At 66.4% G+C, this 21,879-nt stretch carries 22 protein-coding genes; 9 read left to right on the top strand and 13 right to left on the bottom strand.

Going from position 1 to position 21,879, the window contains the following annotated elements:
- Positions 1 to 12: 12 nt before the first annotated feature.
- From R9B84_RS18305 to R9B84_RS18340, 8 genes are all read right to left on the bottom strand, one after another.
- Positions 13 to 759: an ABC transporter permease gene (locus tag R9B84_RS18305; RefSeq protein ID WP_423760781.1), complete on the bottom strand. Its 747-nt coding sequence runs from the start codon at positions 757 to 759 to the stop codon at positions 13 to 15.
- A gap of 12 nt (positions 760 to 771) precedes the next feature.
- Entirely contained in the window at positions 772 to 1,494 is a 723-nt protein-coding gene (locus tag R9B84_RS18310; protein ID WP_423760782.1) for an ABC transporter permease, read from the bottom strand.
- A gap of 99 nt (positions 1,495 to 1,593) precedes the next feature.
- Entirely contained in the window at positions 1,594 to 2,484 is an 891-nt protein-coding gene (locus R9B84_RS18315; RefSeq protein ID WP_423760984.1) for a transporter substrate-binding domain-containing protein, read from the bottom strand.
- Between the two features lie 377 nt (positions 2,485 to 2,861).
- A complete protein-coding gene (locus R9B84_RS18320; protein ID WP_423760783.1) occupies positions 2,862 to 3,071 on the bottom strand; it encodes a hypothetical protein in 210 nt (69 codons plus the stop codon).
- 183 nt (positions 3,072 to 3,254) lie between these two features.
- Positions 3,255 to 3,701 (bottom strand): DoxX family protein, encoded by a 447-nt coding sequence (locus tag R9B84_RS18325; RefSeq protein ID WP_423760784.1) that lies wholly within the window; start codon positions 3,699 to 3,701, stop codon positions 3,255 to 3,257.
- Position 3,702: 1 nt separating this feature from the next.
- Complete coding sequence (locus tag R9B84_RS18330) at positions 3,703 to 5,598, bottom strand: amidohydrolase (RefSeq protein ID WP_423760785.1); 1,896 nt, start codon at positions 5,596 to 5,598, stop codon at positions 3,703 to 3,705.
- Between the two features lie 19 nt (positions 5,599 to 5,617).
- Positions 5,618 to 5,785 carry a DUF1427 family protein gene (locus R9B84_RS18335; RefSeq protein WP_047904242.1) on the bottom strand — a complete coding sequence of 56 codons (168 nt, stop codon included), beginning with the start codon at positions 5,783 to 5,785 and terminating at the stop codon, positions 5,618 to 5,620.
- 170 nt (positions 5,786 to 5,955) lie between these two features.
- A complete protein-coding gene (locus R9B84_RS18340; RefSeq protein WP_423760786.1) occupies positions 5,956 to 6,642 on the bottom strand; it encodes a hydrolase in 687 nt (228 codons plus the stop codon).
- Between the two features lie 309 nt (positions 6,643 to 6,951).
- On the opposite strand from R9B84_RS18340, the gene R9B84_RS18345 reads away from it, so the two are divergent.
- Together R9B84_RS18345 and R9B84_RS18350 are read left to right on the top strand one after the other, a co-directional pair.
- Positions 6,952 to 7,218 carry a XapX domain-containing protein gene (locus tag R9B84_RS18345; RefSeq protein WP_047904241.1) on the top strand — a complete coding sequence of 89 codons (267 nt, stop codon included), beginning with the start codon at positions 6,952 to 6,954 and terminating at the stop codon, positions 7,216 to 7,218.
- A 331-nt stretch (positions 7,219 to 7,549) separates the two neighbouring features.
- Positions 7,550 to 8,458 (top strand): LysR family transcriptional regulator, encoded by a 909-nt coding sequence (locus R9B84_RS18350; protein ID WP_423760787.1) that lies wholly within the window; start codon positions 7,550 to 7,552, stop codon positions 8,456 to 8,458.
- A 71-nt stretch (positions 8,459 to 8,529) separates the two neighbouring features.
- On the opposite strand, the gene R9B84_RS18355 is transcribed toward R9B84_RS18350, so the two are convergent.
- Together R9B84_RS18355 and R9B84_RS18360 are read right to left on the bottom strand one after the other, a co-directional pair.
- Positions 8,530 to 9,993: a mechanosensitive ion channel domain-containing protein gene (locus R9B84_RS18355; protein WP_423760788.1), complete on the bottom strand. Its 1,464-nt coding sequence runs from the start codon at positions 9,991 to 9,993 to the stop codon at positions 8,530 to 8,532.
- A gap of 360 nt (positions 9,994 to 10,353) precedes the next feature.
- Positions 10,354 to 12,147 (bottom strand): winged helix-turn-helix domain-containing protein, encoded by a 1,794-nt coding sequence (locus R9B84_RS18360; protein WP_423760789.1) that lies wholly within the window; start codon positions 12,145 to 12,147, stop codon positions 10,354 to 10,356.
- 130 nt (positions 12,148 to 12,277) lie between these two features.
- On the opposite strand from R9B84_RS18360, the gene R9B84_RS18365 reads away from it, so the two are divergent.
- Both R9B84_RS18365 and R9B84_RS18370 read left to right on the top strand, forming a co-directional pair.
- The gene (locus R9B84_RS18365; protein ID WP_423760790.1) at positions 12,278 to 12,493 is read left to right on the top strand and encodes a hypothetical protein; all 216 of its coding nucleotides are present in this window, start codon (positions 12,278 to 12,280) and stop codon (positions 12,491 to 12,493) included.
- A 168-nt stretch (positions 12,494 to 12,661) separates the two neighbouring features.
- Positions 12,662 to 13,303, top strand: a complete 642-nt coding sequence (locus tag R9B84_RS18370; RefSeq protein WP_423760791.1) for an HD domain-containing protein — start codon at positions 12,662 to 12,664, stop codon at positions 13,301 to 13,303.
- Between the two features lie 45 nt (positions 13,304 to 13,348).
- Here R9B84_RS18370 and R9B84_RS18375 read toward each other — a convergent pair whose 3' ends face one another.
- Both R9B84_RS18375 and R9B84_RS18380 read right to left on the bottom strand, forming a co-directional pair.
- The gene (locus tag R9B84_RS18375) at positions 13,349 to 14,170 is read right to left on the bottom strand and encodes an alpha/beta fold hydrolase (RefSeq protein WP_423760792.1); all 822 of its coding nucleotides are present in this window, start codon (positions 14,168 to 14,170) and stop codon (positions 13,349 to 13,351) included.
- Between the two features lie 73 nt (positions 14,171 to 14,243).
- Positions 14,244 to 14,669, bottom strand: a complete 426-nt coding sequence (locus R9B84_RS18380) for a DUF3331 domain-containing protein (protein ID WP_423760793.1) — start codon at positions 14,667 to 14,669, stop codon at positions 14,244 to 14,246.
- 566 nt (positions 14,670 to 15,235) lie between these two features.
- Between R9B84_RS18380 and R9B84_RS18385 the strand changes: the two genes are divergently transcribed.
- A complete protein-coding gene (locus R9B84_RS18385; RefSeq protein ID WP_423760794.1) occupies positions 15,236 to 16,057 on the top strand; it encodes an alpha/beta fold hydrolase in 822 nt (273 codons plus the stop codon).
- Between the two features lie 145 nt (positions 16,058 to 16,202).
- Here the strand turns inward: R9B84_RS18385 and R9B84_RS18390 are convergent, their stop codons facing one another.
- The gene (locus R9B84_RS18390; RefSeq protein ID WP_423760795.1) at positions 16,203 to 17,783 is read right to left on the bottom strand and encodes an MFS transporter; all 1,581 of its coding nucleotides are present in this window, start codon (positions 17,781 to 17,783) and stop codon (positions 16,203 to 16,205) included.
- An 83-nt stretch (positions 17,784 to 17,866) separates the two neighbouring features.
- On the opposite strand from R9B84_RS18390, the gene R9B84_RS18395 reads away from it, so the two are divergent.
- The 4 genes from R9B84_RS18395 (at position 17,867) to R9B84_RS18410 (ending at position 21,842) form a co-directional block, all read left to right on the top strand.
- On the top strand, positions 17,867 to 18,895 hold the full coding sequence (locus tag R9B84_RS18395) for an HlyD family secretion protein (RefSeq protein ID WP_423760796.1): 1,029 nt from the start codon (positions 17,867 to 17,869) through the stop codon (positions 18,893 to 18,895).
- The gene (locus R9B84_RS18400; protein WP_423760797.1) at positions 18,892 to 20,316 is read left to right on the top strand and encodes an efflux transporter outer membrane subunit; all 1,425 of its coding nucleotides are present in this window, start codon (positions 18,892 to 18,894) and stop codon (positions 20,314 to 20,316) included. The genes R9B84_RS18395 and R9B84_RS18400 overlap by 4 nt, the downstream gene beginning before the upstream one ends.
- 469 nt (positions 20,317 to 20,785) lie before the next feature.
- The gene (locus R9B84_RS18405; RefSeq protein ID WP_262530557.1) at positions 20,786 to 21,067 is read left to right on the top strand and encodes a DUF3303 domain-containing protein; all 282 of its coding nucleotides are present in this window, start codon (positions 20,786 to 20,788) and stop codon (positions 21,065 to 21,067) included.
- Between the two features lie 37 nt (positions 21,068 to 21,104).
- Positions 21,105 to 21,842 (top strand): hypothetical protein, encoded by a 738-nt coding sequence (locus R9B84_RS18410; protein ID WP_423760798.1) that lies wholly within the window; start codon positions 21,105 to 21,107, stop codon positions 21,840 to 21,842.
- Positions 21,843 to 21,879: the final 37 nt, after the last annotated feature.

Genomic DNA, 21,879 nt, shown 5'->3' on the forward strand with positions numbered 1-21,879 from the left:
GGAAGGATGCGCTCAGGACGCGACGCGCCGGGCATTGCGCGTCGCCGCGGCGGACGCGCCGGCCGGCTTCGGCGCGCGCAGGTGGCCCGACAGCCGCCATTCGAGCGCACCGAGCAGGCGCACGACGATGAAGTTCAGGCCGAGGTAGATGAGAGCCGCGCACACGAACACCTCGGTCGTCCGGTAGGTCTGCTGAATGATCTGCTGCGCGACGCCCGTCACTTCCCACACGGTGACGAGGCTGGCCAGCGCGGTCGACTTGACGAGCAGCACGGCTTCGGTCGAATACGCGGGCAGGCACTGTCGCAACGCGATCGGGCCGATCACGCGCCGCAGCAGCGCGAAGCCCGACAGGCCGATCGAATAACCGGCCTCGATCTGCCCGACCGGCACGGCCATCAGCCCGCCGCGCAGGATCTCGGCCGTATAGCCGGCCGTGCACAACGCGAGCGACAGCACCGCGCACACATACGGTTCGCGCAGCAGCGGCCACATGAAGCTCTCGCGAATCACGCCGAACTGGCCGAGCCCGTAGTACACGAGGAACATCTGGATCAGCAGCGGCGAACCGCGAAACACGAGGATGTAGGCGCGCGCGAAGCGGTTCGGCAGCCAGTGCGGCGACACGCGCATCGTGACGATCACGAGCGACAGCAGGCCGCCGAGCACGAGCGATGCGAAGAACAGGCCGAGCGTGGTCGGCACGGCCGCGAGCAACTGGCGCAGCGTGTCGAGGAGGAAGTCGAAATCGATGGACATGCGTGCTCTCCGTCAGTTGCGCGCGAAATTGCGGCGGAACGAGCGGCCGACGATCGCTTCCGCCCGGTTGAACACGCGGTTCGACAGGCCCGTCATCACGAGGTAGAGCGCACCGCCCGCGACGAAGAACACGAAGTACTGGTGCGTCGAGTTCGCGGCGATCTGACTCGTGCGCAGCAGCTCGGCGAGCCCGGTGACCGAGATCAGCGCCGAATCCTTGAGGCTCAGCTGCCACACGTTGCCGATGCCGGGCAGCGCGAAGCGCAGCACCTGCGGAATCAGGATGCGGCGCAGCACCATGCTGCCCGGCATGCCGATCGAGCGCGCCGCTTCGAGCTCGCCCTTCGACACGGCCAGCACGGCTGCGCGGTACACCTCCGCCTGATACGCGCCCGAGATCATCCCGACCGCCAGCGCGCCGATCACGAACGGCGGCACGCCGACGAAGCCTTCCGCGCCGAACCACTGGCCGACGGTCGTGACGAGCGTCGAGCCGCCGAAATAGAACAGGTAGATGACGAGCAGTTCGGGCACGCCGCGAAACACCGTCGTGTAGAGATCGCCGAGCAGGCGGGCGCTGCGGTGGCGCGACAGTTTCGCGGCCGCGATCGCGGCGCCGATCACCGCGCCGACCGCGAGCGCGGACAGCGTCAGCGCGACCGTCATCAGTGCGGCGAGCAACAGCACGCCGCCCCAGCCTTCGGTTCCGAAGCCCAGCATTTCAAGGATCGCCATGCGTGCCTCCCGGCAAGCGTTGAATGAATCGGCAGGATGCGCGCCGCCGCGCGTCGCAGTGTCGTTGCGTCGCTTGCGCGACGGCGGCCGGACGTGCGCTTACGGCGTGACGTCGGTCTTGAACCACTTGTCGGCGAGTTTCTTCACGGTGCCGTCCGCGAGCGCCGCGCCGATCGCCGCGTCGAACTTCGCCTTCAGGTCGGCATCCTGCTTGCGGAACGCGAGACCTTCGCCCGGCCCCCAGATCGGCCCGCCGAGCTTCGGGCCCGCGAGCACGATCGACGCGTTTTCCTTTTTCTCGATGTTCGCCGCGTAGTACGTGACGTCGTCGAACGACGCGTCGATGCGCCCGGCGACGAGGTCGAGATCGCGCTCGGGCGAGGTCTTGTACACGCGGATCGACGCGATGTCCTTGAAGCTGTCGTTGATGAATTTCGTATAGACGGTGCCCGACTGGATGCCGATCGTCTTGCCCTTCAACTGCTTGCGCAGCGCGTCGACGGTCGGCTTGTCGGCATTCGCGTCGCCGGTCAGCTTGACGGCCGGTGCGCCGGGCGCGGCCTTCGGGATGACCTTCGTGTCGGTGACGGCGAACGTCGCCGGCGTGGCCGCATAGGGGCGCGAGAACAGCAGGATCTTCTCGCGCTCCGGCGTGATCGAGATCGCATCCATCAGGACATCGAACTTGCCGGCCTGCAGGCCGGGAATCATCCCGTCCCAGTCCTGCGCGACCATGTTGCACTGGACCTTGATCCGGCCGCAGACATTCGCGAGCAGTTCCGGCTCGAAGCCGCCGAGCTTGCCGCCCGGCAGCGTGAGGTTCCACGGCGCGTAGCCGCCTTCGAGCGCCACCGTCACCGTCTTCCATTCCTTCGCCTGCACCGGTGCGGCGAGCGTCGCCGCCGCGGCCGCGATGGCGCCGATCGTCTTGATTGCCCACTTGATGCGCTTGCCGTTCACGAGATTTCTCCTTGCGTTGAAGTTCGTCATCCCTTCGGTCATGCAAGCCGCCTCAGGAATTTGTCTATACAAGCATGCAAGAAGAAAAACAGCGGGACAAGCACTGATCAAAAAAAACCGCGTAAACGCGGGAAATCCCCTAAATACAGGGCTCCAGCGCGCCTCATTGCGGGGAATCCGGGCACGGATTTGGTGCAACTGACGTGGACAAATCGCAAGGATGACTAGACAAATTTCGGATTCGATCGCCTGGGTGCTCGCCACTCGGCGCGCGGAGACAGGCCTGTCGGACTGACCGGCATAAGGTCTGCGGATTGGATATCCGCGATGCTCGATCGAGTATTCCGGGCCACGCTTCGACATCACGCGCGTCCCGGTATGGCCGTGTCCATGTCGGTCACGACTTATTAGCCCGTGCGCTGCGGTCCGAACGGCCAGGGAATCGGTATCTTGAAGACGAATACGGAAATCGCGCCGGACGGCGTAGAGAAGAGCCGAGCCAACGCCTGGCTCGGCATGGGCGTCACCTGCACGACGCCCTGCTTCGGCTTGCTGCCGCGAAACGTCGCGACGAAGCGGTCGGTGAAATGGGTGAAATCTTCGAGGGCGACGTACACGTGAGCCGTGTCGTATCGCAGACCTGCCGCGAGCGCAGGTGCAGGCGTAGCGGCGGGCCCGGGAGGCGCCGCGAACGCAGTGGTGGGGCGACGAAGCCGCCCGCCAGCATCGGCGCAAGCGATGCCGCGCGGGCGTGCCCCAGGATTGAATTTTCTTCCTGCTTCAATGCGCCGAAAATACGATCAAGCGCGACCGTCCCCTTCCCCGCTTCGAACATCGCCAAGCAGGGTGACGAGGACGAGCGCGGCAATCAGGCCCAGGTGCTCGAAGAAGCTGTTGAGCGCCATGAAGCGCGCCACGCCCGCCTGGTTCCAGAAGTCGTTCGCCACCAGCATCGCGACGACGGTCAGCACGCCGAGTCCACCCGCGCCAAGCCAGGTGAAGCGGCGAAATACCACGCACAGCGAACCGCCGATCTCGACCACAACCGCCAGTGCAGCCCAGAACGCGGGCGGGTGCAGGCCGAAATGCGCCTGCTCCGCGATCGCATCGCCGAAGTGCATCGCCTTGTTGACGCCTCCGATCAGAAACGCGGACACCAGCGCAAGTCGGACCAGCGCGCCGACCCACGGCTGCGCAAGCAGGACGCGAATCCACCGGGGGCTGTACCGGCCGGTTGTCGTCGACATGTCAGATCGCCCAGCAGGAACAACCGAACGCGCCCCAGAAGCCCTTCGCGTCCGACGTCGGCAATGCGCTCCCCCACGCGCTCGCATGGGCATGCGCGTGTACGTTGCACGCGCTCGCACAGCCGCACATCGCGGCAGCGGCAGCCGCCGCGCGCTGCAGCGGTGCACCGTTGCGCTGCGTCGCGCCCCAGCCGCCGTAGCCGCCGTACTCGCGCACCGGCGACCAGTCCGGCATCGCGGGCGGAATCGGCGCATCGTGCGACGCGAACGGCCCCGCGCCCCATACGATCTTTCCGCCGACCACCGTCAGCAATGCAGTCGTGTCCGCGATGTCGTCCTCCGCGCATGCGAAGAAATCGCGATCCGGGACCACCAGGTCGGCAAGCTGCCCGACCGCCACACGCCCTTTCTTCCCTTCCTCGTTCGAGAACCAGGTCACGTATTCGGTCCACATCCGCAGTGCGGTCTCGCGATCGAGCAGGTTGCGCTGCGGGTACATGCGCAAGCCGCCGACCGTCTTGCCCGTCACGAGCCACGCGAGCGACACCCACGGGTTGTACGACGCAACACGCGTCGCGTCGGTGCCGGCCGACACCTTGATGCCCTTCGACAGCATCTTCGCAACGGGCGGCGTCGCTTCGGCTGCCTGCGCGCCATAGCGCTCGACGAAGTATTCGCCCTGGTACGCCATCCGGTGCTGCACCGCGATGCCGCCGCCCAGCGCCGCAATACGATCCATCGATTTTTCGGTGATCGTTTCCGCGTGATCGAAGAACCAGTTCAGCCCGGCAAGCGGAATGTCCTTGTTGACCTTTTCGAACACGTCGAGCGCGCGGTCGATCGTTTCGTCGTAGGTCGCATGCATGCGCCACGGCCAGCGGTTCTGTGCGAGCACACGCACGACGCCTTCGAGATCGTCTTCCATCTGCGCCGGCAGGTCCGGGCGCGCAACGCGGAAGTCCTCGAAATCCGCCGCCGAGAACACCAGCATCTCTCCCGCGCCGTTGTTACGGAAATAGTCGGTGCCGTCGTGATACTTCGTGCTCTTCGTCCAGTTCACGAAGTCTTCCTTCTCGGCATTCGGCTTCTGCGTGAACAGGTTGTATGCGATCCGGATCGTCATCTCGCCCGCGTCGTGCAGCTTGCGGATCACTTCGTAATCGTCGGGATAATTCTGCGACCCGCCACCCGCATCGATCACGCCCGTCACGCCGAGGCGGTTCAGTTCGCGCATGAAGTGGCGCGTCGAGTTGTACTGGTATTCGAACGGCAGCTTCGGCCCCTTCGCGAGCGTCGCGTAGAGGATCGTCGCGTTCGGGTTCGCGAGCAGCAGCCCGGTCGGGTTGCCCGCGGCGTCGCGCAGGATCGTGCCGCCCGGCGGCTCCGGCGTGTCCTTCGTGTAGCCCACCACGCGAAGTGCCGCCGCGTTCAGCAGCGCGCGGTCGTACAGGTGCAGGATGAACACCGGCGTATCGGGCGCGGCCGCGTTGAGTTCTTCGATCGTCGGCAGCCGCTTCTCGGCGAACTGGTGTTCGGTGAAGCCGCCGACCACGCGCACCCACTGCGGCGCGGGCGTGATCGCGACCTGCCGCCTGAGCATGTCCATCGCGATCGCGAGCGACGGCACACCATCCCAACGCAGCTCCATGTTGTAGTTCAGGCCACCGCGAATCACGTGGCAGTGGTTGTCGATCAGGCCCGGCAGCACGGCGCGGCCCCCGAGGTCGACGACCTTCGTCGCACGGCCCGCGAGCGGCATGACGTCCGCTTCGTTGCCGACCGCAACGAAGCGGCCAGCGGCGATCGCCACCGCTGTCGCGATGGGGTTTGCGCGGTCGAGGGTCGTGAACCTTCCGTTGTGAAGGATCAGATCCGGTTGGGACTCGGTTGCGGTCATATACATCACCTCGTTTCGATCAGAAGCCAAAGAGCTGTTTGAGGGCGGGGATGGCCTGCACGCCGATCACCATGCCGAGCAACCCGACAAGCGCAATCAGCGGCGGTGCCGGCGAGCGCACCTTGATTGCGCTGTAAATGACACCGATCAGCAAGCCCGCACCAAGGGAAACCAGATAAGGTTCCATACGATCAATTTCTCGGACAGGTTGGAATGCAGGTCGTAACGTCCTGGCAAACACGCCGCGGGCGGCATCCGTGAATCGACCACGTCCGCCGCCCGCAATTTCGTATTGCCGATGTCACGTGTTCGCCTGGAACACGCCGCATCGGCATCGACAGTCGAGACTGTCTTCGGTCACTTCGCCGGCACGGGCGGGATCGACTCGTGCGGCGTCAGCGTACGCTCGGCGGCCTTGTGGACCATCGTGTACGCGTAATCGACGCCCATCCCGTATGCGCCCGAGTGCTCCTTCGCGATCGCCATCACCGCGTCGTAAGTCTCGCGGTGTGCCCAGTCGCGCTGCCATTCGAGCAGCACCTGCTGCCACGTCACCGGCACCACGCCGGCCTGCACCATCCGCTGCATCGCGAAATCGTGCGCGGCCTGCGACGTGCCGCCCGATGCATCGGCGACCATGTAGATTTCGTAGTCGCCTTCGAGCATCGCGCAGAGCGCGAACGTCGTATTGCAGACCTCCGTCCACAGGCCCGAGACGACCACCTTCTTGCGGCCGTTCGCGGCCAGCGCGTCGCGCACCTTCTGGTCGTCCCACGAGTTCATCGACGTGCGTTCGAGCGTCTTCTGGTTCGGGAACACGTCGAGCAGCTCGGGATAGGTGTGGCCCGAGAAGCTCTCGGATTCCACCGTCGTGATCGTGGTCGGGATGTTGAACACCTTCGCGGCCTTCGCGAGCCCGACGACGTTGTTCTTCAGCGCCTGGCGATCGATCGACTGCACGCCGAACGCCATCTGCGGCTGCTGGTCGATGAAGATCAACTGGCTGTTATGGGGGGTGAGTACTTCAAGCTTCGGATTGCTCATGGCGGTCATGTCCTTTGACGCGGAGAAAAAATAGCCTGCCTTGCCGGCAAGCCGTGAGGCGCCCAATGCGCTGTGCCGGGAGGTTCGCCTGCCAGCCGGTGTCATTCAACACGCGAATTCTTGGTAGCGCCACTTAATCAATTCTATTAATAAACCCCCCAAAACCAGGCCTTAAAAGATCTTAAAACCATCGAATTGAATGATCACATCGAAAAAGACCTGCTACGCTATCCAATGAAATCAGGTTCGTCTCCGGATCGGTAGTTATCCGTATTTTTCACACGGTGGTCATCCACTTGTATCTGAATCATGAAGCCGTATATTTCGTCGCTACTTGCCGGAATTCTCGCCGGCGCCGTGTACTACCTGATCGGCGTGCAATCGCCCGCTCCGCCCACCATCGCGCTGGCCGGCCTGCTGGGTATCCTCGCGGGCGAACAGATCCTGCCGCTCGCACGCAGGATGCTCGCAGGGATTCATCTGAGAACCGCGTGGAGCGAGGCGAAGTGCAGCCAGCACATGTTCGGCTCCCTGCCCGGCGCGCAGGCATCCGATGCCGCTGCGAAGAAACGTTGATCGACCCCGTCGTGACCCACGCTGATCGACCGGATTCGGGGAGTCCGATCGGCGGGCCAACCGATCTGCCGACGCCGACGGCACGCGGGTAAGCCGGAACGCGAAGCACCCGCGAAACCCGGGCCCATTCGGCTCGGTTCCCCCGTGCGCCGACGCTCCGGAACTGGCGCACATCGCCCATACCGATCGGACGCTGCTATCGCACGAGGCAATCTTGCCCGGAGCAGGATGGCACCCCGGCTCCGGCATCCGGATGATTTGTTCCGGTTCGTATTGGACTCGGCGGTGCTTGGCGATAACATGACAGCCCGATGCACGCGTGGAATTCAACATGAAGCTGTCATTCGAAGCGCTCGAAGCCCTGGACGCGATCGACCGCACCGGCACGTTCGCCGAGGCCGCGGAGCTCCTGCACCGCGTACCGTCTGCGCTGACTTATCTCGTACAAAAGCTCGAAAGCGATCTCGACGTCGCACTGTTCGACCGGAGCGGGCGTCGGGCGAAGCTCACGCACGCGGGTCGCGTGGTCGTCGAAGAGGGACGCCGGCTGCTGCATGCCGCCGAACAGCTCGAACTCAAGGCGTTGCGTGCCCAGCAAGGCTGGGAAACCGAAGTTCGCATCTGCATCGACGAGATCCTGCCGTTCGAGGCGTTGTGGCCTTACGTGCATACGTTCTACGGACTCGAGATGAACACGCGGCTGCGCCTGTCCACCGAAGTGCTCGGCGGCACGTGGGATGCGCTGATTTCGCGCCGCGCGGATCTCGTCGTCGGCGCGGCGGGCGAGCCGCCGGAACTGCCGGACATCATCGCGCGGCCGATCGGCACGCTCAAGCATGTGTTCGCCGTCGCCCCGACCCACCCGCTCGCGGCATTGCCCGAACCGCTGTCGATGGCGTCGGTCGTCGAGCATCGCGGCGCCGTCATCAGCGATACCTCTCGCGAGTTGCAGCCCCGCTCGATCAACATCGATGCCGGGCAACCGTATCTCGCGGTCCCCACGCTCGCCGCAAAACTGGCCGCGCAGTGCGAAGGGCTCGCCGTGGGCACGCTGCCGGATTGCATCGCGGCACGCGCGATCGCACAGGGCAAGCTCGTCGCACGCCAGGTGACCGGCATGCGCGACACGACGCATTGCTATATCGCATGGCGCGGCGACGAGGCCGGACGCGCGCTGCACTGGTGGGTCGATCAGCTCGCCCGCCCCGATCTCGTCGACCGGTTCACCGCGCTCGCCTGATGCCGCCGCACGCGGTCGCCGCACGTCGGTCGCACCGCTCGACCGGCGGTTTCCGGCACCCGCCCGCCGCATCAGCCGAACGAATCGTGCAGGCGCTTCATCTCCTTCTCGAGCCATTCGATCAGGTTGAACGACGCATGCGTCTTCGCGGCCGGCGGGATCATCATCTTCTCCTCGGTCGCGACGTGTTCGGTCAGGGATTCGCACATCAGCCGTCCGAGTTCGGGTTTCCTCGCGATCAGCGGCGTCAGGTCGCGGCTGCTCAACTGATAGGCCGTCACGGCGGTCACCGCGTAGACACGCGCATGAAGCTGCGTGCCGGCCAGCACGACGGACTGGCCGATCGCGTCGCCGGGCGCCATCCGCCTGACCTCCATGTCGCCGGTCGCGCCCGGCACGAACACCGACGCGACACCGGACCCGACGATCGTCAGCAGGCGCGTATCGGAATTCGACGCGTAGATCACCTCCCCTTGGTGGAATACGCGTGACGCCAGCGCATCGGCCAGCACCGCCAGATCCTCGTCGCCGAGTTGCCGGAAGAGTTCGACCGCGCGCAGCAGTCGTTGGCCGCGCGACACCGGTCGGTATGCCGCGGCCGTCCCGCCAAGCGGGCGCAACGCGATGTCCGCGGCGGCCAGATGCCGGTGGGCCAGATCGTAGAGCCGGTTGCGCACCGCCACCTTTTTCTCCAGCGCGTCGACGTAACAGACGAGTTCGTATTCGACGGAGTTGGTCCTGAACGCCTTGACGACCGAGACCGGCGCGGGACTGGCCAGCACGTCCAGCGAACTGGCGGCAGCCCGGTCGAGCGCATCGACGACGACGGCCGGCCGCACTTCCGGATCGATCTCGATCGTCAGCGTCACACCGTGCACGCTCGGGGGTTCGCTCAGGTTGACGATCGTCGCCTTCGCCGCCGTGCTGTTCGGCACGACGACCAGGTTGCCGAGGCTGTTGATCATCTTGGTCGCGCGCCAGTTGCTTTCGACAATCCGCCCTTCCAGCTCGCCGATGGCCACCGTATCGCCCAGGCGAAACGGCTGGGTGGTATTCAGGACGAGGCCCGAGAACACGTCGTTCAGCGTGTTCTGGACGGCCAGGCCCAGGATCACGGCCACCGCGCCCGAGGTCGCGACCAGGCCGCTCAGCGGCAGGCCCAGTACATAGCCCAGCGCGGCCACCGCGGCCGCACCGAACACGGCGCCCGCGGCGATGTCGTGAAACAGCCGCTGATTGCGCCACGCGCGCGGCAGCAGCAGATGGTCGAGCATCAGGCTGAACACCAGCGCGCACTGCAGCCACCACGCGACGCCGATCGCCTGGATCGCCAGCCGGTCGAACCGGTCGGGCGACAGCGGCACCGCGAGCGGGCTCACGCCGGTGGCGAACAGCACATAGGTCAGCGCGGCGAACGACGCGCAGCGCCAGACCGCTTTCGTCGTCGAACGGCCAGGCCCGAGCAACCGCCATGCAACGAGGTCGGCAACGACGATCGGCGCGCCATAAGCGACCGTGACGGACAGGTTCAGCATGCCGGAATGGTCCGCGTGCGCGCTGCGCGACGGGCGAGGAAGCCGCGCGATCGCATGGCGCGCGCTACCCGATCCGGCGAGCGGCCGCCGGCAGCGAATCGTGGCGAGACAGGTCGGACTGGACAGGTTTCATGCGGTAGTCGTTCGATGACGCGCGAAGTCGCCGCGGCAACGCATGTGCCGCCGCCGCACGCTGGCATTCAATGGCGTCGCGACATCGATGCGCGGCGGTGCGAGCCGGTCTGCTGCCCGCACGCCGGCGAATCGCCGACGGTCTCCATGCCTGCAATGTAGACGCAATGACCGGCCAGGTCCTGAGTTCAGGCTGAAACGTTCTGAATTCGCCGACGGCGCGCGCCGTTACGCTTCGCGCGGCGGTAACCCGGCCTCGCCCGCGTCGAACCCGAGCGCGCGCACTTCGCGCCACGCGTCGTGTACGGCCTGCGTCGGCCCCGAGATATAGGCGAGCGCGGCAGCATAGGCAGCAAACAGACGAACGCGCGCATCCTCGCGCGCCGGCGTTTCGTCCATATTTCGCATTGCATCGAGCGCCGCGCGCGCCCGTTCGCGACATTCGTCCACCAGCGACAGGTCGAATAGGCACGGGACCGCGACAGCCGCCAGCGCGATGCCGACGTCCGCATCGCCGTTCGGCGAAAACGCCCAGTCGAGCGCCGCGCGCAGATTGCCGAGTTCGCGCCGGATCATGTCGAGCCGCGATTCGGCGCGCGGCCCGTCGTCGCCACCGGGCGCAAGCCTGAACAACGTATGGAAGTAGTTCGCATGCGCGCGTGCCGCGATCGCGCATTCGCCGTTGTTCTCGAGCTGCTGCAGCGCATAGGCGCGCGTCGTGGTCAGCAGCCGGTAGCGCGGTGCGCCGTGCGCGCTCTCGAGGCTCAGCAGCGACTTCGAGACGAGGCCGGCGAGCGTATCGAGCAGGTCCGCATCGGCCAGCCCCTTCGTTCCGACGATCTCCCGCACCGCGTCGATCGAGAAGCCGTCGCGGAACACGCCGAGCCACCGTAACAGCAGGCGCTCCGCATCGCCGAGCAAGCGGTAGCTCCAGTCGTACATCGCCTGCAGCGTCTGATGACGCGGCAAGGCCGTACGAAAACCGCCGGTCAGCAACCTGAAATGGTCGTCGAGATGCGCGGCCAGCACATCGATGCCGAGCACGGCCGCTCGGGCCGCGGCCAGTTCGATGGCGAGCGGGAGACCGTCGAGACGCCGGCACACCGACGCCATCAGCGCCACGCTGCGTTCGTCGAACGGAAAACGAGGATCGGCGGCACGCGCGCGCGCCGAGAACAGTTGCACCGCGCTTGCGCTCAGGATCTCGGCGTCGTCGGCGCCTTCACCGGGAACATCGAGCGGCGGAATCGGACACAGCCGCTCGCCCTGGATACGCAGCGCCTCGCGGCTGGTCGCGAGGACGCACACTCCAGCATCCGACTCGGTCAGTGCGGTCGCGATCTGCGCGGCGGCGTCGAGCAAGTGTTCGCAATTGTCGAGCACCAGCAACATCCGGCGGTCCGCCACGCTGGCCAGCACCGCTTCGAGCGTCAGCGATCCGGCCGGCTGCACGATGCCGAATGCACCCGCCAACGCCTCGGGCACGAATTGCGGACACGCAACCGTGGCCAGCGACACGAACGCGGCGCCGTCCGGAAAGCTCGCCTCGGCCCGCATGGCCGCTTCGAGCGCAACCCGCGTCTTGCCGATGCCGCCCGCACCGACCAGCGTCACGACGCGCGCGGTGTCGAGCGCCGCGAGGACGTCGGCGACGGTCTGCTCGCGGCCGACGAGCGCGGTCGGCGCGGCCGTCAGCCGCGACGTCGCGGGGCGCGCGGGTGCCGCGCCTTCGGCCCGGCCGCCGACCAGCCGATAGCCGCGCCCTGGCACCGTGACGATCAGGTTCCGGTCGTCGGCCAGCGCCTTGCGCAACGCGGCGATATGCACCTGCAGGTTGTTTTCCTCCACGATCGTGTGCGGCCACACGCGTTGCATGATTTCGTCTTTCGATACCAGTGCGCCGTTCGCCCGAATCAGGAGTTCGAGAATGTCGAATGCGCGACTGCCGATGCGCAGCAGCGTGCCGTTCGAGCGAATTTCACGCCTGTCGAGAAAAACGTGAAGCGTTCCAATCCGGATCATGGGAATTCTTAATCGATTTCATTCATCGATGCCCTGTCAGAAATGACACCGGTTCGACGGCAATGCTACGGCATTTGCCCGGTTAAATGATTCAAATAATCAGAACGCAAAGAGCAAATTTTTTGAATCGATGAAAACCACGATCGCCGCAACGTCTCCCGGATGCGTGCCGCGACCCGCCCGGCACGGCACGGCGCATCACGGCATCCCGCACTTTCAATGCGTAAAACAGTCGTTCACCCATGAACCTGTTTCGCAGGATAAATCGACCGATTTGCCGGAATCAATTTCGTGGTCTCGCCAATTGAAATGGCAGTTCGCATGGCTTGCGGCAAAGACCAGGTAAAAACGACGCACCAAACGCAGCGAAATCGATGCCGGGCGTAACGGCCGGTCGGATTTTCCGTTCAGAACGATTCAGGCGCCGCTCAGGACATTCAGCGGCGCGGCGCGCGACGATGGTTCCACGGCGCCAGCGTCGAGCGACTGCCGTCACGCCGCGAGGAACACGACCATGGGCAACCGTATCGCCGGCATCCGGATTCCCGACGGCCCGATCGCACGGGAGGCCGCCGCGACCGTGCGCGCCGGCGAGCCGGACCTCCTGTTCCGGCACGCGATGCGCGTGTTCGCGTTCGCGTCGATCATCGGGCTGCGTCGCGGCATCGGATTCGACGCCGAACTGCTGTACGTCGCCGCGCTGTTCCATGACTTCGGGCTGACGGAGCGCTACCGGCATTCGCGCCGGCGTTTCGAGATCGACGGTGCGAATGCCGCGCACGCATTCCTCGGCGGACACGGCGTCGCCGCCGACGATGCGGAGGAGGTATGGCGTGCGATCGCGCTGCACACGGCCTTCGGCATTCACCCGTACATGACGCCGTTGACGGCGTTGCTCGGCGCAGGTATCGAAACGGATCTCTTTGCGCGTCATTTCGACGACGTGAGCCGGTCCAAGCGCGACGAGATCGTGCACGCGTGGCCACGCGGCCCGGGTTTCAAGGAGCTGTTCCTCGAAGCGCTCGCCGCGGGCACCGCGCATCGCCCTGCGACCGCGTTCGGCAACGTCTGCGCCGACGTGCTCGAGCGGTGCGACCCGGACTATCGTCGTACGAATTTCTGCGGCCTGGTGCTCGGGTCGACATGGACGGAGTGAGCCGGCCGGCCGAGCCCGCTCCGCCACATCACGGCCGCCGCCGGGTCATGCGCGGGCGAACGCCAGCAATTCGTCATTCAATCGTTGCGCGTGCGTCAGATACAACGCGTGCGGCCCGCCCTCGTAGACGCTCAGCGTCGCGTGCGGCACGCGCTTCGCCGCGGCGGCGCCCGTGAGCGCGAGCGGTGCCGTCTGGTCGTCGTCGCCGTGAATCACGAGCGTCGGCACGTCGAACGTGTCGAGATCGGCCCTGAAATCGGTTTCGGAAAACGCGCCGACGCAATCGAGTGTCCCCTTCAATCCGGCCTGCAGCGCCATGAAGGACGTCCAGTCGAGCGCCGCGCGCGAGATCGCCGAAGCGGCCCGGTTCGAACCGGTGAACAGCGGCCAGAAGTGCTCGAAGAATGCCGCGCGGTCGGCCACGATGCCAGCCCGAATGCCGTCGAACACGGCCACGTCGACGCCGTCCGGATGGTCGTCGCGCCGCGCGACCAGCGGCGTCACCGATCCGATCAGGACGGCCTTCGCGATGTGTCGCGTGCCGTGCCGGCCGATGTAGCGGGCCACTTCGCCGCCGCCCATCGAAAAGCCGACGAGCGTCACGTCGTGCAGCCCGAGCGTCTCGATCAGCGTCGCGAGATCGTCCGCCAGCGTGTCGTAGTCGTATCCCGTCCACGGCTGGCCGGACCGGCCGAAGCCGCGCCGGTCGTAGGCGATGCAGCGAAAGCCGTTCGACGCGAGATGATGCATCTGGACGTCCCACATGTCCGCGTTCAACGGCCAGCCGTGAATGAACACGACCGGGCGCCCTGCGCCCCAGTCCTTGTAGTGAATCGAAACGCCGTCGCGTGTCGTGAACGTGCTCATGCGGATTCCTTCCTCAGCGGTGAAAAAGCGGCGGCCGCCAGCCATGTCGATGGACAGCGCGCACCGTCCCGGGTCATGAACGGGACAGTCTGACGATGAACCGCTCCAGTTCGGACGCGAGGATCACCTCGCGGTAGTTCGCGGGGCGCTTCGCGCCGCGCCATTGCGGCTTGTAGATCGCATCGCCGGTGTGAATCGTGATGCCGGTCAGCGCGCAGCGCCCGAGGGCGCGGGACTTCGCGCTGATCCAGCGCTGCTCGTCGTACCGGCAGCGCGTCGGATCGCTCCACGAGATCAACACCGACGAATCGGTCTGCCGCTCGGCGGCGACGATCGCGCACCGGCGGCGCACGCCACCGCCCGACGCGGGCGGTGCATCGTCGCGATGGCGACGGCGCGCGGGGTCCGGGTCGCGAAGATGCGACGGTGCGCAGCGGCTCGCGGCCGGCGACGGGTCGAGCAGCGTCATCACGTGCTCCCAGCGATTGAATTCGTCCATGGCGGCGTACCCAGGCAAGTGGCGAGGGGGCCGGATGTTGCGCACCCGCCCGCGTCGCGATCGTCATCCTCCGGCGCGAACTGGCAACGACTCGCGACGGGATGATCTGATGCTGACGATAACGAGCCGCCGCTGAAGAGTCTTGATTCCAGGCTTAATTTTTCTGGTCGGTTCGGCCGCGCATTCGCGCGGCGTGCACCGCAACCGGGTTCATGAAAATTCAGCGGGATTTCAGTACACGGCGGAGGGCCGCGGGATAGGCTCCTGTCCGCGTTCGTTCGCTGCCTTCGCGCGCCTGCCGGCCCGCGACTGCGAACGCACGCCGGCTGCCGGCTGGATTGCCGCATGCGGGCAGAACCGAACCATCCATCCAACGCGGCATCGTTGCACCACACGTTCTTCAAGGAGCCTCCATGCGTCCCGCAGACACCGACGCCGTTCCCTCGACGCGTCGCCGAGACATGCTGCTTGCCGGCGCGACCGCCGTTGCAGCGGCCGCGCTGCCGGCTGCTGCCGCCGCCGCCGCCCCCAAACACGCCGCTTCCGCCCATCAAGGAGCCCATGCGATGAATACGATCACCACCCAGGACGGTACGCAGATTTACTTCAAGGACTGGGGCAGCGGCCGCCCGGTCGTCTTCTCGCACGGCTGGCCGCTGTGCGCCGATGCGTGGGACTCGCAGATGCTGTTCCTCGTGCAGCACGGCTACCGCGTGATCGCGCACGACCGCCGCGGTCACGGCCGCTCGAGCCAGCCGTCGCGCGGCAACGACATGGACACGTATGCCGACGATCTCGCGGCGGTGATGAATGCGCTCGACCTGCGCGAAGCCACGCTCGTTGGCCATTCGACCGGCGGCGGCGAAGTCGCGCACTACATCGGGCGCCACGGCACGAAGCGCGTGTCGAAGGCCGTTCTGATCGGCGCCGTGCCGCCGCAGATGGTGAAATCGGCGTCCAATCCCGGCGGCCTGCCGATGGACGTGTTCGACGGGATCCGCAAGAACGTCGCCGAGAACCGCTCGCAGTTCTACAAGGATCTCGCCGTGCCGTTCTTCGGCTACAACCGTGCGGGTGCCAAGGTGTCGCAGGGCACGATCGACGCGTTCTGGGCGCAGGGCATGATGGGCGGCGTCTACGGCCAGTATCAGTGCATCAAGGAATTCTCCGAGGTCGACTACACCGAGGACCTGAAGAAGATCGACGTCCCGACGCTGATCCTGCACGGCGACGACGACCAGATCGTGCCGATCGACGATTCGGCCCGACTGTCGGCGAAGATCGTGAAGCACGCGCAACTCAAGGTGATCCCCGGCGGATCGCACGGGATGTGCGTCGTCGATGCCGACCGGATCAATGCCGAACTGCTCGCGTTCCTGAAGGCGTAAGCGTCTCGGCACGGCGCGCCCGGCCGTCACGCCGGCGCGCCCTTCAGCACGTTTCAGGAATTTTCAGGTCGCCGCGATTCCGTTGCGGCGTGCGCGATCGCTAAGATCGTCGATGCGCGACCTGCGCCGATCCGGCGTCGGGCGCTCACGGCACACGCGCCGGCCTGAGCAGCATGCCGATCAACACCCCCGCGACCGCGAAAACCATCGCGACACGGAAATTGTCCGCCAGCGCGAGCGTGGTTGCCTGGATGCGAACCGCCCGATCGAGCAGCGCATAAGCCGCCTGGTCGCCCGTCGCGAAGGTCGCGCCGTGCGACACGAGCGACGCCGCGCCGGCCCGCAGGCGCTCCAGCGTTTGCGAATCCGACAGCGTGACATGCAGACCGACGAGATTCGAATGGGTAGCCTCCATGATGCGCTGGATCACCGCGATCGACGTCGTGCCGAGCTGCCCGCTCAGCAGGCGCGTCGTCTGCACGACGGCGCCGAACGTCAGCGCGTGCTCGGCCGTCATATGCTTGCCGAAAAAGAACACGACCGACGTGAGTGCCATCGTCTGCCCCAACGCCTGGAGCAGTTGCGACGGGATGAAGTCGGGTTCGGCCCAGACGGGCGTGAGGCGCGCGCCGAGCGCGAACGCGACCGCCACCATCGCGAAGCCGGCCACGATCAGCCGGCGCGGATCGACGCGTTGCAGCAGCCACGCCACGCACGGCGCGAACAGCAGTTGCGGCATCGCGATCCAGCGCAGCGTATCGCCGATCTGCAGCGGGCGCAGCCCGTAGGTGCTCGCGAGAAACGCCGACGGAATGAAGCTCGTGTTGAGGACGGTAAAGCGCACGAGGCCGACGAGCAGGATCAGCAACGCGACGTTGGGCAGCGCGAGGTAGCCGAGATCGAGCCCGGCGCGTCGCGACACCAGTTCGTGGATCAGGAACGCGTCCACCATCACGATGCCGATGCACAGCAGCGCGACGATCAGCGGCGACTGGAACCAGAACAGCCGCTCGCCCTGATCGAGCGCGATGCACAGGCACGCGAACCCGCCAGCGCCGAGCAGCATGCCGCGCGTGTCGATACCGGACGCGAAGCGCTTGATCGGTTCGGTGGACAACGACAGCATCAGGCAGACGATGAACGGCACGGTCAGCAGTGCGTTCTGCCAGAACAGCCAGCGCCAGCTCAGGTGTTCGCTGTACCACCCTTCGAGCGTCGCCGACAGATTGAGCGACATCTCGAGGTTCATCGCATACGCGGCGATGCCGAACGGAATCAGCCGCGGCGGCAGCGTGCGGACGACGAACCCGACGGTCAGCGGCACGAACACGCCGGATGCGAAACCGGCCACGCTCTGGAACACGATGAACGTGCCGAAGTTCGTACACAGCGGCAGCACGCTTTCGACGACCAGGAAACCCGCGGCGCCCGCCAGCAGCACGCGGCGCGTGCCGAACACGAAGGCCGCCGCGATCGCGAGCGGCCCGACGAACATCTGCGATGCGATGAACGCGGTGTTGATCCACGCGCCTTCGTCGAACCCGACGCCGAGCGCACCGCGCACGTCGGCGAGCCCGAGCGACGTGATGCGCGACGTCAAGGTCGAGATGATCGCGCCGAGCAGCACGGCCGCGATCGCGGCGATCGAGCGAAACGTCGGTATGTCGGAGGCCGGCGCTGCGGCCGGCCCCGGTGTCGCGCCACCGGGGGCGAACGTGGTGTTCATCGTCGAGCGGCTCCCGCACAAAAAGCTCGCGCAAGCATAGCGCGATGTGACGAATCCCGTCTGTTCCATGGAGTATCCCGATCGTGACCACGAACTCGCCGGACGTGCCGCCCACTTCCACCGCGCGCTCGCGCAAGTGGCCGGCCGCACTGATCGCCGGATGCGCGCTGTTGCTCGTCGCGCTGCTGGTCTACGAATTCGACGCGCATGACCGCGGCACCGACGACGCGTACGTGACGGGCCACCTGCACGTGATCTCGCCACGCGTGGCCGGCACGGTCGAGCGCGTGCTGGTGAACGACAACCAGTTCGTGCATGCGGGCGACCCGCTCGTGCGGCTCGACCCGCGCGATTTCGACGTGCGTGTCGCGCTGCAACGGGCCCGCGTCGCGCAAGCGCGCTCCGATGCGAGCCGCGCGAAGGCGCTGGTCGAGCAAGCCGATGCAACGCTCGTGTCGGCGCACGCGGACGCCGAGAAGGCCGAGCTCGACTACGCACGGGCGCGCGAACTGACCCGCGAAACGCCGCGCGGCTTGTCGCAGCAGGAATTCGATGCCGCCAACGCGGCACGCAAGTCCGCCCGCGCGCGCATCGAGGCGGCCGAAGCGCAGCAGCGCAGCGCGCAGGCCGCGCGGCAGGCTGCCGATGCCGTGTCGAACCAGAACGACGCCGAGTTGCGCGATGCAGAGCTGCAGCGCCAGTACACGACCGTCGTGGCGCCGTCGGACGGCTACGTCGGCAAGAAGACCGTCGAGACCGGCGAGCATGTCGCGCCCGGCCAGGCGCTGCTCACGGTCGTCGAACCGCACCCATGGGTGGTGGCGAACTTCCGCGAAACCCAGCTTCGGCATGTCCGCACCGGCGACATCGTGCAATTGCGCTTCGACGCGCTGCCGGACCGGACCTTCAGCGGACACGTCGACAGCCTGTCGCCCGCGACGGGCGGGCAATTTGCGCTGTTGCCGCCCGACAACGCGACCGGCAACTTCACGAAGGTCACGCAGCGGGTGCCCGTCAAGATCCTGCTCGACGGCCCGGCTTCGACCGAACCGCGCATTCGGCCCGGCCTGTCGGTCATCGTCTCGCTGCAGCGCGGCCGCGAGCAGCCATGACCCGCATCGCCGCCCTGCTCGCCGCCGGCCTGTTGAGCGCGTGCACGATCGCGCCGCAGCCGCTCGCCCCCGTCGCGGTCGGATCCGACCGGTTCCGCCATGCGGATGCGCCCGGCGAACCCGCACCGTCGCTCGTCGAATGGCCGGCATCGTTCGGCGATCCGCCGCTCGTCGCGCTCGTCGATGCCGCGCTCGCCGGCAACCACGACATCCGCGCCGCCGCGGCGCGCGTCGACCAGGCGCAGGCGCTGCTCGGCGTGCGTGAAGCCGCACGCGCACCGACCGTCGGCGTCGATCCGTCGTTCAGCCGCTCGCGCGTATCCGGCACGGTCGACAACGCATTGCCGAAACGCACGATGCACAACTGGTCGGTGCCGTTCAACGCCAGCTATGAAGTCGATCTGTGGGGGCGCCTGCGCGGCGATGCGGAGATCGGCAGGCAGAACGTGCTGCAGGCAGACGCGGATCGCGCAGCCGTTCGCCTGCGCGTCGCGACCGATGTCGCGAGCGACTACCTGACGCTCCATTTCGTCGAGCAGGATCTCGCGACGCTCGCCCGCGCGATCGAGCTGCGGCGCACCGCACTCGACGTGATCGCCGCGCGCGTGCGGGCCGGCGCGGCGAGCGACCTCGACGCGCTGCGTGCGGCGGCCGATCTCGATACGGCTCGCGCCGATCTCGCCGACAGCCGGCGGCTGCGCGAAAACCTCGTCGACGCGCTCGCCGTGCTGACCGGTGTCTCGCCGACTGCATTCACGGTCGGACCGACCGCCTCCGCCATGCGCGTGCCGGAGGTGCCGCCCGGCCTGCCGTCCGCGCTGCTCGTGCAACGGCCGGACGTCTATGCGGCGGCGCGCCGCGTCGACGCGGCGTCGCTCGAAATCGGCGTCGCCCGCACCGCGTGGCTTCCGACCTTGACGCTGACCGCCCAGGGCGGGTTCGCCAGCCGCGACCTCCGCACGTTTCTCGACCGCAACAGTTCGCTGTGGGGCCTCGGCGCGAGCGTGGCCGAAACGGTGTTCGACGGCGGCAAGCGCGAGGCCGCGGTGGCCGCCGCGACAGCAGGCGCGGCACTCGCCGACGCGAACTATCGCGCGACCGCGCTGGGTGCGCTGCGCGAGGTTCAGGACGCACTCAACGACATCGCCGCGCAGAAAGAGCGGATCGTGCGCTACGACAGCGCGACGCGCGCCACCGAAGCAGCGGCGCGATTGTCGCTGAGCCGCTACGGGCACGGCTACGTCAGCTATCTCGAGGTCATCGACGCGGACCGGGACGCATTGAGCGCGCAGCGCCAGTTGATTCATAGCCGCCAGGCACTCGCCATCGCGACGGTCAATCTCGTGCGCGCGCTGGGCGGCGGATGGACGCCGCCTTCGGCGAAACCGGCGAACGTCGCGAATCGCGAAGACCGGTTCTGAAAACACATCGCCGTGCCGCCGGCCTTCGCTCGATCGGCCTCGCGTATTGTCATATCGCTCTTAAGCTTACCTAACGTTTTTTGTGTTGCCCGGTGCCGGCGCGCTGCATGAATTGATCGTGTCGAATCCGCCGAAGCGAAACCTGTCATGGATCGCCTGAAAACACTCGAGATACTCGAGACGGTTGCGGAAAGATGATTACCACGCCCGCACTGGCCGTCCCGGCATTGACCGCGCTTGCCCGGCATTCTGTCCCCGGCGCGGGCGCGGCTGCCCGGTCGACGACGGGTCAAGCAACGACTGGCGTCGGGCAAGGACGATCAGCATGGTGTGTTGCGAGGGCATCTCGCGATCGACTCCTGGCGTCGACTTGCGTTGCAGTGCACACACTCGATTGCACCCACCTGTATGCCGTCATCGCGCGTATAAATTGAAACAGGTGGACGAACCACCGTCAGGAGACACCGCCATGAAATTCATGATGACCTTCCACTGGGCACCGGATACCCAGCAGCGTGCCGAAGCCATCGAGCGCTTTCAGCGAACCGGCGGGCTCCCGCCCGACGGCGTCCGGCTGGTGGGCCGGTGGACGCGAGCCGATCTGAGCGCAGGGTTCGATCTGCTCGAAACAGATGATATGAAGAAACTCACCGAGTTCGCCTATCAGTGGAGCGACCTGATGGAGCTGGACATCGTCCCGGTGCTTGACGACGCCGAGTTGGGCGAGGTGCTGGGGCGCGTCATGAAATAGAGGGTTCAACGCACGGTCGATATCGACGCCATTCGACATGAACACAACCGGGCGCACCCGCAGCCACGACCTGCGGCACCGCGCGATCCTTTCAGCCGGACCAGGACGCCGGCGACGGACGATCCTGGTCCTGCTCGTCGTTCTGGTCGGCTATGCCGCCGCCGATCTCTTCTGGCCATTGCACCGTGACCTGAGCCGCTTCGATCCCATCGCGACGGGGACACTCGAAACGAAAATATGGCGCTCCTACTATGAGCGCCAGCACGTCGCGCTCTTTCTTGAATTGGCGCAAACCCTGCGCACGCAATACCACCTTCCGTGGCTCAGGTCGTACGTCGGCGCTTACTACGGCGCATCAGCGGCATTCACGTTCAAGGAGGGCAAGGAACGCAGCGATTACGAAAAAGCGTTGCCGGCGCTGCACACCTATTTCAGCCTGATCCGCAACACAGGGAACCGCGACTTCAATCTCTCGCGCACCACCGCGCTCGAACTGGAATGGTGGATCGTGCACCGGCAGCGTGGACGTTATCCGCCCGGCGCGTTGGGCAGCGCGTGCGCTGAAGCCGCCGCATCGCTGTACAGGGTGTCCGCGGTCTCGACACGCGAACACGGCCAGTTGCGCGCGCAAGCGATGCTGCTTCGCGACGCCCGCGAAGATGCGGGCAGCGTCACCGACGCCGATTGGGCAACCATCGAATCGCTACTGCACCGGAGCTACCTGTCGCTTGGTCATGCCGTTTCATCGACAAACGCCGTCGCCGGCGCGCGATGAGCGACGCGCATCCCGCTGGCCTTCGCTGCGACGCCGG

It is taken from the genome of Burkholderia sp. NLJ2 (assembly GCF_049487195.1).
GTDB lineage: Bacteria > Pseudomonadota > Gammaproteobacteria > Burkholderiales > Burkholderiaceae > Burkholderia > Burkholderia pyrrocinia.

Bases quoted from the DNA above. Each gene is read 5' to 3' on its own strand.
- R9B84_RS18375 (WP_423760792.1), bottom strand. From the start codon at position 14,170: ATGAGCACGTTCACGACACGCGACGGCGTTTCGATTCACTACAAGGAC.
- R9B84_RS18305 (WP_423760781.1), bottom strand. From the start codon at position 759: ATGTCCATCGATTTCGACTTCCTCCTCGACACGCTGCGCCAGTTGCTC.
- R9B84_RS18385 (WP_423760794.1), top strand. From the start codon at position 15,236: ATGAATACGATCACCACCCAGGACGGTACGCAGATTTACTTCAAGGAC.
- R9B84_RS18390 (WP_423760795.1), bottom strand. From the start codon at position 17,783: ATGAACACCACGTTCGCCCCCGGTGGCGCGACACCGGGGCCGGCCGCA.
- R9B84_RS18355 (WP_423760788.1), bottom strand. From the start codon at position 9,993: ATGCTGAACCTGTCCGTCACGGTCGCTTATGGCGCGCCGATCGTCGTT.
- R9B84_RS18370 (WP_423760791.1), top strand. From the start codon at position 12,662: ATGGGCAACCGTATCGCCGGCATCCGGATTCCCGACGGCCCGATCGCA.
- R9B84_RS18365 (WP_423760790.1), top strand. From the start codon at position 12,278: ATGAAAACCACGATCGCCGCAACGTCTCCCGGATGCGTGCCGCGACCC.
- R9B84_RS18360 (WP_423760789.1), bottom strand. From the start codon at position 12,147: ATGATCCGGATTGGAACGCTTCACGTTTTTCTCGACAGGCGTGAAATT.
- R9B84_RS18335 (WP_047904242.1), bottom strand. From the start codon at position 5,785: ATGGAACCTTATCTGGTTTCCCTTGGTGCGGGCTTGCTGATCGGTGTC.
- R9B84_RS18380 (WP_423760793.1), bottom strand. From the start codon at position 14,669: ATGGACGAATTCAATCGCTGGGAGCACGTGATGACGCTGCTCGACCCG.
- R9B84_RS18310 (WP_423760782.1), bottom strand. From the start codon at position 1,494: ATGGCGATCCTTGAAATGCTGGGCTTCGGAACCGAAGGCTGGGGCGGC.
- R9B84_RS18400 (WP_423760797.1), top strand. From the start codon at position 18,892: ATGACCCGCATCGCCGCCCTGCTCGCCGCCGGCCTGTTGAGCGCGTGC.
- R9B84_RS18410 (WP_423760798.1), top strand. From the start codon at position 21,105: ATGAACACAACCGGGCGCACCCGCAGCCACGACCTGCGGCACCGCGCG.
- R9B84_RS18350 (WP_423760787.1), top strand. From the start codon at position 7,550: ATGAAGCTGTCATTCGAAGCGCTCGAAGCCCTGGACGCGATCGACCGC.
- R9B84_RS18345 (WP_047904241.1), top strand. From the start codon at position 6,952: ATGAAGCCGTATATTTCGTCGCTACTTGCCGGAATTCTCGCCGGCGCC.
- R9B84_RS18325 (WP_423760784.1), bottom strand. From the start codon at position 3,701: ATGTCGACGACAACCGGCCGGTACAGCCCCCGGTGGATTCGCGTCCTG.
- R9B84_RS18340 (WP_423760786.1), bottom strand. From the start codon at position 6,642: ATGAGCAATCCGAAGCTTGAAGTACTCACCCCCCATAACAGCCAGTTG.
- R9B84_RS18405 (WP_262530557.1), top strand. From the start codon at position 20,786: ATGAAATTCATGATGACCTTCCACTGGGCACCGGATACCCAGCAGCGT.
- R9B84_RS18330 (WP_423760785.1), bottom strand. From the start codon at position 5,598: ATGACCGCAACCGAGTCCCAACCGGATCTGATCCTTCACAACGGAAGG.
- R9B84_RS18315 (WP_423760984.1), bottom strand. From the start codon at position 2,484: ATGACGAACTTCAACGCAAGGAGAAATCTCGTGAACGGCAAGCGCATC.